This window comes from Micromonospora deserti (assembly GCF_003236335.1).
GTDB classification, from domain to species: Bacteria; Actinomycetota; Actinomycetes; order Mycobacteriales; family Micromonosporaceae; genus Micromonospora; species Micromonospora deserti.
On record NZ_POUB01000211.1, the window covers coordinates 1 to 10,546 of the forward strand.

The 10,546-nt window shown below is 70.1% G+C and carries 11 protein-coding genes and 1 pseudogene; 7 read left to right on the plus strand and 5 right to left on the minus strand.

What is annotated here, in order from left to right; genetic code table 11:
* Positions 1-91 precede the first annotated feature (91 nt).
* Positions 92-751, plus strand: coding sequence for a DUF11 domain-containing protein (locus C1I99_RS23675; protein WP_146604032.1), 660 nt, complete (start codon positions 92-94; stop codon positions 749-751).
* A 455-nt stretch (positions 752-1,206) separates the two neighbouring features.
* On the plus strand, positions 1,207-2,001 hold the full coding sequence (locus C1I99_RS33445; RefSeq protein ID WP_233512672.1) for a M23 family metallopeptidase: 795 nt from the start codon (positions 1,207-1,209) through the stop codon (positions 1,999-2,001).
* A 22-nt stretch (positions 2,002-2,023) separates the two neighbouring features.
* On the opposite strand, the gene C1I99_RS23685 is transcribed toward C1I99_RS33445, so the two are convergent.
* Positions 2,024-2,335, minus strand: coding sequence for a hypothetical protein (locus tag C1I99_RS23685; protein WP_146604033.1), 312 nt, complete (start codon positions 2,333-2,335; stop codon positions 2,024-2,026).
* Positions 2,336-2,502: 167 nt separating this feature from the next.
* On the minus strand, positions 2,503-2,871 hold the full coding sequence (locus C1I99_RS23690; RefSeq protein WP_146604034.1) for a sigma-70 family RNA polymerase sigma factor family protein: 369 nt from the start codon (positions 2,869-2,871) through the stop codon (positions 2,503-2,505).
* On the opposite strand from C1I99_RS23690, the gene C1I99_RS23695 reads away from it, so the two are divergent.
* Positions 2,860-3,669, plus strand: a complete 810-nt coding sequence (locus C1I99_RS23695) for a DUF2461 family protein (RefSeq protein ID WP_111136416.1) — start codon at positions 2,860-2,862, stop codon at positions 3,667-3,669. The genes C1I99_RS23690 and C1I99_RS23695 overlap by 12 nt on opposite strands.
* Positions 3,670-4,127: 458 nt before the next feature.
* Here the strand turns inward: C1I99_RS23695 and C1I99_RS23700 are convergent, their stop codons facing one another.
* Positions 4,128-4,883, minus strand: a complete 756-nt coding sequence (locus C1I99_RS23700; protein WP_111136417.1) for an SDR family oxidoreductase — start codon at positions 4,881-4,883, stop codon at positions 4,128-4,130.
* 115 nt (positions 4,884-4,998) lie between these two features.
* On the opposite strand from C1I99_RS23700, the gene C1I99_RS23705 reads away from it, so the two are divergent.
* Both C1I99_RS23705 and C1I99_RS35040 read left to right on the plus strand, forming a co-directional pair.
* Positions 4,999-5,871, plus strand: coding sequence for a helix-turn-helix transcriptional regulator (locus C1I99_RS23705; RefSeq protein ID WP_111136418.1), 873 nt, complete (start codon positions 4,999-5,001; stop codon positions 5,869-5,871).
* A gap of 121 nt (positions 5,872-5,992) precedes the next feature.
* The gene (locus C1I99_RS35040) at positions 5,993-6,262 is read left to right on the plus strand and encodes a helix-turn-helix domain-containing protein (protein ID WP_369122445.1); all 270 of its coding nucleotides are present in this window, start codon (positions 5,993-5,995) and stop codon (positions 6,260-6,262) included.
* Between the two features lie 69 nt (positions 6,263-6,331).
* Here C1I99_RS35040 and C1I99_RS34155 read toward each other — a convergent pair.
* Together C1I99_RS34155 and C1I99_RS23715 are read right to left on the minus strand one after the other, a co-directional pair.
* Positions 6,332-6,469, minus strand: a pseudogene (locus C1I99_RS34155) (DNA cytosine methyltransferase); the annotation flags it as partial.
* Between the two features lie 606 nt (positions 6,470-7,075).
* Positions 7,076-7,951, minus strand: a complete 876-nt coding sequence (locus C1I99_RS23715; protein WP_233512673.1) for an SDR family oxidoreductase — start codon at positions 7,949-7,951, stop codon at positions 7,076-7,078.
* 401 nt (positions 7,952-8,352) lie between these two features.
* On the opposite strand from C1I99_RS23715, the gene C1I99_RS32890 reads away from it, so the two are divergent.
* Both C1I99_RS32890 and C1I99_RS23725 read left to right on the plus strand, forming a co-directional pair.
* Entirely contained in the window at positions 8,353-8,577 is a 225-nt protein-coding gene (locus C1I99_RS32890) for a hypothetical protein (protein ID WP_158554104.1), read from the plus strand.
* 701 nt (positions 8,578-9,278) lie between these two features.
* Positions 9,279-10,493, plus strand: a complete 1,215-nt coding sequence (locus C1I99_RS23725) for a low temperature requirement protein A (RefSeq protein WP_233512674.1) — start codon at positions 9,279-9,281, stop codon at positions 10,491-10,493.
* The last annotated feature ends 53 nt before the right edge of the window (positions 10,494-10,546 follow it).

Below are 10,546 nucleotides of genomic sequence, written 5' to 3' on the forward strand. Positions count from 1 at the left end.
CCCCGATTCCAGCGCTCGTCAGATCCCGGCTGATTTTCTCCCGGCCGTCCTCGCCCTGCCCATTCCCGCCTAGCGGGCCTACAGTGTGGGCGTGTGGGAGTCTGTTGCGTTGTCGGTGGTGGGCATGATGGCGGCCGCGACGGGAGCCGCCCTGGCGCCGACGCCATCACCTGCGGTGGCCGCCGCACCCGTGCTGACCTCGGCGCCGTTCGGCGCGCTGCCCGGGCAGGGGGTGACGCACACCGTCACGCTCTCCGGTCAGGGCAGCGTCACCGCCGCGCGGGTCACGTTCACCACCACGGCCGACCTGGGCGGCGTCACCGCCCGCGCCGAGCCGGGGCGCTGCACGGCCTCCGCCCGTACGGTGGTCTGCGACCTCGGTGACCTGCGACTGGGCGCCTCGTCGGCACCACGAATCACGATCACCGGGACGTTGCCCCCGGATACGCCGCCCGGCACGCTGATCCGCAACCGGGTCAGTGTCACCTCAGCGCAGTCCACTGCGGACGGGGTCACCAGCAACGCCTACCTGCTTCCAGAGTCCCGCCGGACGCCCAGCGAGGAGCCGCGGCAGGAGTCTCAACCAGCGGCGAGCAAGGCCGAGCCGCCGGGCGGGTCGATGGGGGTAGCTGTTGTCGCGGCGTTGGTCGTGGCCAGCGTGGTCGCGGCCGGCGCGGTGCTGGCACGTCGGCGGATGCGGCGTCGCGCCCTGCCATCGGCTGTAACAACCGGGGTCCGGGATCCGATATAGAAGGCGGGACGGGCCGCAGCGAAGCAGCAGGAGTCGGTATGACGCGACAGGGGTACGGGAAGGCAACGCTGGCGGCGGTCGCCGGGGCGGCGCTGACGATGGCGTCCCTGGGTCTGCACGCCAGCGCGGGTAGCGCCGCGGCGCAGACCTCGACCGAGGGGTCGCTCCCCGCGCCGCCCCTGCCCCTACCGTCAGTGTCAGTCTCGCCGTCCCCGGTGGAACCGCCACCGGTCACGCTGCCACCCGTCAAGCCGCCGACCGTGAAGCCGCCAACGAGCCCGTCGGCTGTTCCGCCGACCGCGGGAGCGACATCGCCCCCGAAAACCCCGCCGCCCAGCAGCGGGCCGCCACAGGCGGGCGCTCCCGTCGGCGACGGCGGGCCGGTGGTGAGCCCCGGGTCCGCTGCGGCGATCATTGGCGCTGACCCGGGCGCGGACCTGTATCCCCAGCCGCCGGTGGACCCGGCCGTCACCCCACAGGCGCGTCAGGTCGCCGCGCTCGCCGAGGTCCAGCGCCGGATCCAGTACCTGCACAACGTCCTCGCCCGCACCCGGAAGGACCTGACCAGGGTGCAGGGAGAGCCAGATGCTGTCCTGCACCTGCTGACGGCCCTGACCACCGGCGCGGCCCCGGCCACCGGTCCGGAGTCGGCCCCGGCCCTCGCCGCGGCCGACTCGGTGGACACGGTCGACACCCCCACCGGCCGTGCCGCCGCCCTGTCCGCCGCGATCACCTCCGGCCAGGCCGAACTCACCCGCCAACAGCAGGAGGAGACGAGACTCCGACAGGAGATCGACCGCCGCGTACGCCTCGCGACCGCCGCGGAGTCGGCCGGCGACCCCGCCGCGTACCGTGGGGGCCGCCTCGGCCGTCCGCTGGCCGGCCGCCTCACCAGCAGGTTCGGCAACCGGTTCGATCCCTACTACCACGTCTGGCAACTGCACGCTGGAATCGATATCGCCGCCCCCACCGGCACCCCGATCCTCGCGGCCGCGGGCGGACGCGTCACCCGGGCCGGTTGGTACGGCGGCTACGGCAACTACACCTGCATCGACCACGGCAGGGCGGACGGGCAGCGACTGTCCACGTGCTACGGCCACCAGTCCCGCCTCCTAGTGTCGCCCGGCCAGCGAGTTCGGGCTGGCCAGGTGATCGGGCTGGTCGGGTCGACCGGCGCCTCCACCGGTCCCCACCTGCACTTCGAGGTACGTCTCGGTGGTCGCCCCGTCGACCCGTCGCGCTGGATCTGAGCCGGGGCGGTGCGGGAGCTGCTCACCGCTTCCATGCCTCGGCGGGTTGGCAGTTGGCGGGCGGCTTGCCGTAGATCAGGCTCCCGGAGGGTGTGATGTAGCAGTGGTCGAGTTGGTCTTCGGCTTGGAACAGCGGGCGTCTGTCGATTTCGACTCCGCGGTCAGCATGGCGGTGACGTTCACCGGACAGGTCCGCCAGTGGCGTGATGACGACAAGCCGGGTGGTCTCGCCGTGGTCGACGTGCCGGCCGATCTGGTCGCCGAGCTCGGCGGACGCCGGGCAGATGCGGGTCACCGGCACCCTCAACGGCGCACCGTTTACCGGCAGCACCATGCTGGTCGCCGGCGGCGGTTTCTGCGTCGGGTGAGCCGCGCGGTGTTACGGGCGGGCGGTGCCGCGCTCGGTGATCAGATGGGACTGTCCATCACCCCAGCCACCGGCACCTAGCGGGGCGCGCTTGACCCCCGGGCATACACCGCGCGGGGCGCGGCGGCTACCGGTCAGGGCGCGGTGTCGGGTAGCTCAAAGAGCGGGAACAGGCCGGGGTCCGGGAAGCCGGTGATGGTGGCGACCTGATCGCCGGCGAGGGTCAACACCATGATCCCGTAGCCGCCGCACTCCCACCCGCCGTGGTCGGGCAGGTACGCCGCGATGGCGGGGTGTCCGTTGGCCCGGGTGACGACCAGCTGGATCTGGTCGAGTCGTCCGCCGGCCGGCACGGTGGCGAAGAACGCGGCGACCGGGTCGCGGCCGACGATCCGGATCGCCTGTGGTGGCATGGTCAGCGTGACGTCGTCGCGCAGCACCGCCGACGGCGTCGGCGAACCGTTCGCCCCAGCCGGACGGGTGTTCCGCGAATGGGTCGCCATCCCCAAACCCGACCGCAGACGCTGGCAACGCCTGCTCACCGAAGCCCGCGACCACGCCGCCGGCTCCGCAGCACTGGCCGCCCAGGCGGCCGAACCGACCGCCAACGCCACCTTCCAAGGGTTCAGCGCCACCGGTCTGGCGTTCCTGGCCGGGCTGGCGAACGACAACACCAAGCGGTACTTCGACGCGCACCGCCGCACTACCAGCAGCAACTGTTGGAACCGTCCAAGGCATTCGTCGTCGCGCTCGGCGCCGCGCTCCGGCAGCGCGTCTCACCCCAGCTACGCGCCGAGCCGCGCATCGGCGGCAGCCTGTTCCGCATCGCCAACGACCTACGGTTCGCGAAGGACAAGCCGCCCTACAAGCCCCACCTCGACTTCGCTTTCTGGCAAGGCGACGCCGGACCACGCAGCGACCCCTCACTCATCCTGCGGATCACGCCCACCCAGATTCACCTCGGCGCTGGCATGTTCGCCCTCACCGGCGTTGCACTCGACCGCTACCGCGCCGCGCTTCGCGACCCGGGATGCGCCGACGAGCTCGACGCCGCGGTCACCGCGCTCATCGACAAGGGTGCCGAGCTGAGCGAATCAACCCGTGTTCGCCCGCCAGCGGGCTTCACGACGGAAGACCCGGCAGGGCGTTTTGCCGTACGCGACGGCTTCCACGTCACCCAACGTTTCCCGCACCCAGCAGCCATCACCACCGCTGGATTCGTCACCTGGTGCACCGAGCGGCTTGCACTGTACGCACCGATCCACCAATGGCTGTCCCAGCACACCGCCACCACGACCTGATCGGCTGAGGCCGCCGCCTCGCCCACGCCTACCTGTCCGTACCTCCCCGGCCGCGGGTCGATGAGGAATAGCGCAACGTTCCGAATACATGCACTGCACCGGATGCTGGCCTGCATCCGGCTGTGCCTGTCGTGCGCCGATGCCTGCCTGGCCTGCCTACGCTCACTAGCCCCGCGCCGCAAACTACGAACAACTGTGCCGGGCATCCGCCGAACTGTGCGAGGTATGCGCCACCGAGTGTGAACGCTACGACGACGAGATCATGCGGCAGTGGCCCAGGCGTGCCGCCGCGCCACGCAAGCCTGTCGACAGATGGTCGGCGTCTGACCCCAGTCGCGCGCCGGTGCCGCCGAGATCATTCACGGCGCCGGCCGCCGCCGTGCGTCCGGCGTCCCGCATCCATGATCAAGGCGTCCTTCACGTCGCTCTGACGACGTGAAGGACGCGTCGATCATGGATTAGCCCTGGACAGTGGGGAGGACTATGAGCTCGGCGACGTTCACCCGGGGCGGTGCGGCGGTTGCGTAGGCGATCGCGTCGGCGATGGCCTCCGGTCCGATCGGGGTGATCGCGGTTAGCATCTGCTCCAACAGCTCCCGGCCCGGTCCGTCCGCCATGTGATCGCCCAGCTCGGTGGCGACGATGCCGGGCTCGACGTTCTTCACCCGTACCCCGCGCGGGCCCAGCTCGGCGCGCAGGTTGCGGGTGAGGTGGGCCACCGCCGCCTTCGTGGCGGTGTAGACGCCGTACGTGGGGAAGACCAGGTGTCCGCCGATCGACCCGACGTGCACGAGGTCGGCCGGACGGCCCTCGGCCGCCGCCGCGAGCAGGTCGTCGATGAACGCGCGCCCCGTATAGAGCAGGCCGTTGATGTTGACGCCGACCATCTGGTCCCACTCGGCGACCTCCGCGGTCTCGAACGGTGCGGCGAGCATCACACCGGCGTTCGCCACGACCAGGTCGACCCGGCCCAGCTCGGCGCGGATCCGGGGCGCGGCGGCGGTGAGGGCCTCCCGGTCGCTGACGTCGACCGCGACCGGCAGCGCTGCCGGGCCGATCTCGCCGGCCAGGTCCTTGAGGCGGTCCTCGCGCCGGCCGAGCAGCGCGACCTTCGCGCCCTCGGCGGCCAGGCGGCGGGCGGTGGCCGCGCCGATCCCGCTAGTGGCTCCGGTGACGACCGCCACCCGGTTGTCGAGAGTGTTGTTGTTCGTCATGCCCCTACGGTCGTCCCCGCCGGCGGCAGCTTCCAGGACGCGCTCTTCCTGGTCGCCGGCATCCTGGTAGTGCGGGGACCACCCTGGCGCCAGGCCGGAGATCTACCATCGAACGATGGACGGCAGTAACCAGCTGGGTGAGTTCTTGCGGGCCCGGCGGGAGCTGGCCCAGCCCGGCGACTTCGGGCTGCCCGAGCCGACGCGCCGCCGGGTGCCGGGCCTCCGCCGGGAGGAGGTAGCGCTGCTCGCGGGCATGAGCGCCGACTACTACATCCGCCTGGAGCAGGGCCGCGACAAGCACCCGTCGGAGCAGGTGCTCGACGCGCTGGCGCGGGTGTTCCGCCTCGACGCCGACGCCGTCGCCCACCTGCACGAGCTGGCCCGGCCGACGGCCCGGCGCCGGCGTACCCCGCGCGCCCCCGAGCGGGTCAGCCCCAGCCTGCGCCGGCTCGTTGACGGCTGGCCGAACCAGCCGGCGGTCGTCGTCGGGCGGCGCATGGACGTGCTGGTCGGCAACGCGCTCGCGGCCGTCCTCTGCCCGTGGTTCGTGCCGGGGCACAACCTGGTCCGCGACTTTTTCCTGGACCCCGAGTCACCGAACATCTACGCCGACTGGGACGCGATCGCCGCGGACAGCGTCGCTAGCCTGCGCGGCATGGCCGGCACCGACGTCGACGACCCGCAGCTTACCGACCTGGTCGGTGAGCTGTCGCTGAAGAGCGAGGCGTTCCGGCGCCTGTGGGCGCGGCACGACGTGCGGGTCAAGACGGCCGGCAGCAAGCGATTCCGCCACCCAATGGTGGGTGAGCTGTCCCTGGACTACGAGACGCTCACGGTTAACGGGGCGTCCGGCCAGATGCTCATCGTCTACCACGCCGAACCGGGCAGCCCGTCCGCGAACGCGCTCGCCCTGCTCGGTTCGATGGCGGCCGACGCTCACCCGACCGCGACGAGCCGGCGAAGTTCCGACACGAACTCGTCCACATAGGAGACGGTGGACGCCGCGCCGCCGATGACGGTACGCAGCGCGACGACGTGCCAGCGCACCGCGCTAGCTGTGTTTTCCGTCGGCTGATGTGCGACACACGTCTGCCAGTTGATCTGCGACAGTGGTCGGTTTCGGCACTCCGGGCCCGACGTCTCCGCGGGGCGTCGGGACTCTGGGGAGGCCGGGATTGGCACTGGTTGTCTTGTCGGTTGTCGAGCAACGTCTGAACGCGGTTCGTGCGGTTCTGGCTGGCGCGGATGTGGTGGAGGTGGCCCGCCCGCGTCGGGTCCATCGGTCGACGGTGCATCGGTGGGTAGGCCGGTATCAAGCCCGGTCCTTGGGCGGCCGAGGACCTGGCGGTGCCGTCGGAGGCTGGAGTGGGGGCCGGTGATGCCGGCGCGTTGCCGGCGTTGGAGATGTCCTGACAGGGATATCCAGCGGTGAGGACGTCAACGGGCTGGATGCGGATCCAGTCGACGGTGCGGATGTCGCCGAGGTTGGGCACGCCGGGCCAGTGGTGCTCGCAAACGGTGCGGGCGTGCCGGTCGGTTTCGGCGTACCAGGTGAGCTGGCCGCCGAGCACCAGCTCGACGGCCATGTCGAGGCCGCCGTTGCCGGTGCACAGCGATGCGATGCGCGGTACGGGTCGGTGGTCAATCGCACCTTTCGCTCCGGTGCGCCCGCCGGGCCGCCTGCCGTCTCGGCCGACGGCTCGGGGTGGAGGCAGGTCCACGGCCCGCAACCCCGGCGCGTCCGCCTGCTTCTGCTGTCAGGGGCGGAGGGCCCTGGCCGAGGGGATCCGCTGGCGGTGCCGCTCAAGGCGGCGCAGGTGGGTATAGACGGCGGCGAGCTCCCAGCCGGTGGCGGCGAAGATGGCGGCGTCGAATGGGGGATACTGCCCTGGGCGGCCAGCAGCAGGAGCGTGGAGCTCTGCACGCCGGCGCTTCTCTCGCCTTCTCCAGACTGTTGTAGATGCGAACGGAGGCGAGCGAATGATCTGACGTAGGGCGTGGTGGGCAGCCCTCGGATCCACGTGGCGCCACCCCCGGGCGTCGGCCTCCGCCTGATCGTCACCCACAGCCACCTGCTTACCTACGGTGACGAGCCGAAGGTTGCTGGCCGCGCGTATGCGGCAGATGCGGATGGCCCGGGTGACCGGAACGAAGCAACCTGTCGGTATCGCGAACACCGGGGGCGCGGTGGTTCAGCGCGATGACCAACCACCGTCAGAGGCAATAGTTTGTCCGGTGATCCAGTCCGCCTCGTCGCTGAGAAGCCAGGTGACTAGCCGGGCCGTGTCGGCCGGAGTGCTCCAGCGCCCGCCGGGATTGAGTGCCGCGACGGCGGCTCGCGTTTTGTCGTCGGCGTAGCCGGTGTCGTTGGGGCCGGGATTGATGCAATTGACGGTGATGCCGCGGTGGATGAGGTGGACGGCGAGACTACGAGTCAGTTCGTGCAACGCCGCCTTGGAAGCTATATACGGCAGTTCCGCCGGCATCGCGTCGTGGTACTGCCCTGAGGTGAACAGAAGTACCCGGCCGCCCGGGCGGGCATCGTCGTGCTGGGCGGCAAATGCTTTGACGAGCAGCAGGGTCGCCCGGGTGTTGACAGCGAAGCTTAGGTCCAGTTCTGCCGCGGTGAGTTCCTCCAGCCACTGCGAGACGCTGCGCGCGTGGTTGGCCACCACGGCGTCGACATGACCGAAGGCCGCTTGGGCGGCGTCGACCAACGCCGTCGGCGCGTCGAGCGCGCTCAGATCCATGGAAACATGTTCGACCCGGCCTCCGTCGCGGCGTAGTTCGGCAGCCAGTACTTCCGGCCCCTGCTCATCGGCGCCCCATGGCTGTTCAGCGTCGTAGGGTGCCCAGGAGTGCAGCAGGACAGCGGCACCTTCCGCGACCAGCCGCCGGGCGATGGCGGCGCCGATTGCGATGCCACGACTTGCCCCGGTCACGATCACTACACGGTCACTCAAAGAAGTCATCGCCACGCATCGATCATGGCAGGGTCGCGGCCCGCACGCACCCAGATAGCTCGGCATCCGATCTTCGGCCTGCGCGTGCTCGAGACGCTCGGGCACTTCAGACAGCGCAATGCGTAAGGCCAAACGAAATCGCGGGAATAGCCGGCTGGGAGATTTTGCCAAACCAAGATCGAATACGCTGACTTCGGCACGACCGGACGCCGGCGAGCGGCGCCCGCCGGCCACCTTCGGTGACCAGCGGATCGCGGCCGATCCGAGGACCCGATCGTCCCGACGCGCGGTCCAGGCATGCGAATATGGGCCGACCTCTCACACTATTTGCGCGGAGATTCTTGATGCCCAGACGTGATCTGACCAGTGAATGGAGCACCGAGCTCGATGGTTTCCTTCAGGAGTCGGATCGTCGACGGAAGTCTCCAGATGGTGTCGTCAGGTCCGCCGGTCCGCACAGTCTGGCTCGATGTCTGGGCCCGCCAGCTCGCCGTTCACCGGACGAGGTGCTGGAGGAGACCCTTCACGACGTCAACTCATCTGCCGAGCTTCGCTTTCGAGAAGCCGGCGCCGACGCCGACGAACTGCGCTACGCCTCCTGGTATGCCGAGGTCGACGGCGAGCGCGAACAGTGGGGGCTCTATGCCTACACGCTCCGAGCGGGCTCCGACGTTCAAGCGGTCCTGCCGTCGTTCCTCTGCTTCATCTTCTTCGTCCTCGAAGCGCACTGAGTCCGGGCCCAGGCTGCCGCCGCACGCCGCCCCCTCCACATGTGCACTAGGGCGTGTCTCGTGGATCTTTGAGGGCAGCCCCCAGTGCCCCTCGTCGTTAGTTCGTCGGGGGTTGGGTCTAGCGGTGGGGTCGTTGAGGTAGAGGCCGCAGGCGCAGTCGAGGGCCTCTTCGGGGCTGCCGGCGTGTAGTCCGCAGCGCCGTCGTCGACGCCGGCATCGGCGCGGCCGAGAGCGTCTGGGCGACCTCATCGGCGCGCAACCGATCCAGATCGGCGATGAACCGGCTCCCAACATGTGCGCCTGCGCCAGCGAGACCAGCAACTGCCCTCGACTCAACCCCCGGTCACGCTGCTTGATCACGCCCACGAAGTAGTCGAGAGCGCCAACGGCACCCAACCGCGCCAGGAGCTCACTCACCGCAAGGACACCAGCGTGACCGGTCACTGTTTCATCCGGTGCGCCGACCCGCACCTGGCCGCCGAAGCGCCTACCATCTCTACCGAACGGGTGCCCATTACGCCAGGTCTTGTCTGTTTCTCACACTTCAGATCATCCCGGCGTACCAAGCCATCCGTTCGTCTATGCACGTCGTGTCGCGCAAGTTATCCGCGGATTCGGGTCAGAACTCCGCCCTCCGGCCGAGCTTGGGCGATCGCCACGATCGCGGCGCGTCGAGCGATCAGGATGGGACGATGTGGCAGATGTTCCGGACGCGGCTGGTGGTCACCGAGGAGAGCCACCGGACGACGATGTACGAGCTCTTCTTCGATCTGGTGTTCGTCTTCGCCCTGATCAGGATCACCGAGTACATGAGTGCGGAGGCCTCGCCGCAAACCCTGCTGAAGGGGCTCATCGTACTCCTGCTGTTGTGGATCTCCTGGCTGATCTACTCCTGGCTCGGCAACCAGGCCCGCGCCGATGTCGGGCTGGTCCGTGCCGGCACCACCGTCGCCATGGCCGGTGTTTTCCTCGCCGCCCTGGTCATCCCGGAGGCCTGGGGCTCCGCCCCGGGGCCGCGCCTGATCCTGGTGTTGTCCTATGTCGTGGTGCGGGTGATCCACCTGACTCTCTACCACCGGGCGGCGGGGGAGGATCGACGGCTGCACCGGACGATCCGCATCTACAGCCTCATTACCGGGCTGTCCTGGATTCCACTCACCTTGGGCGCGGTGCTCGGCGGCTCCGCGCAGCTTCTGCTCTGGATGGCGGCACTCGCCGTCGACTTCTCCGGCGGGCTGGTCGCCTCCCTGCTGAGCGGGTGGCCGTTGCGCAGCCCGGGCCACTTCCTGGAGCGGCACAGCCTCGTGGTGATCATCGCGCTGGGCGAGACCCTGATCTCGGTCGGTGCCGGGATCGGGTCCGGGATGATCCGTGGCCCGATCCTGCTGGCCGCGCTGCTCACCCTCGTCATCACGGTCTGTCTGTACCGGCTGTACCGGGTGAACGCGGTGGCTGCGGGCGAGGCGCTGATGAAGGAGCCCGGCCCACGACGGGACCGACTCGCCGCCGATGCCTACAGCGGCGGCCATTTCCCGTTGGTCGCCGGGACGATCTACCTGGCGCTGGGGGTCCACGAGGTGATCGCCACCCTGGCTCACGACGAGCCCGGGAACCTCGCCGGGTCGCGCCTGGAGTGGACCTCGGCCGTCGCGCTGTTTGGCGGCGTCGCCCTGTTCCTCGCGGGCCGGGCGGCGTTCCTCAGCCGTAGCCTGCGGTCGGTGACCCCGGCGCGGTTCCTCGCCGCCGCCGCCGCGCTGGCGCTCCTTCCCGCCGGCCGATTCCTGCCCGGCCTGGTTGCCCTCGGGCTGCTCACCGCGTTCCTGGTCATCCTCGTCGGCTACGAGCGCGCGGTCGGATCGGGTGCTGGCTCCGCCGCGCCTGGCGAGATCGCCATGCGGCCTCAGGGGCCACCGTGAGGGGCGTCCGGGCGAGGCGGCCGGCGCCCCGATCCCGACGGGCGGGCGGGCGC

Coding starts and splice junctions, on each gene's coding strand:
- C1I99_RS23725 (WP_233512674.1), top strand. CDS start 9,279: ATGTTCCGGACGCGGCTGGTGGTCACCGAGGAGAGCCACCGGACGACG.
- C1I99_RS23700 (WP_111136417.1), bottom strand. CDS start 4,883: ATGACGAACAACAACACTCTCGACAACCGGGTGGCGGTCGTCACCGGA.
- C1I99_RS23695 (WP_111136416.1), top strand. CDS start 2,860: ATGGGTCGCCATCCCCAAACCCGACCGCAGACGCTGGCAACGCCTGCT.
- C1I99_RS23685 (WP_146604033.1), bottom strand. CDS start 2,335: ATGGTGCTGCCGGTAAACGGTGCGCCGTTGAGGGTGCCGGTGACCCGC.
- C1I99_RS23690 (WP_146604034.1), bottom strand. CDS start 2,871: ATGGCGACCCATTCGCGGAACACCCGTCCGGCTGGGGCGAACGGTTCG.
- C1I99_RS23705 (WP_111136418.1), top strand. CDS start 4,999: ATGGACGGCAGTAACCAGCTGGGTGAGTTCTTGCGGGCCCGGCGGGAG.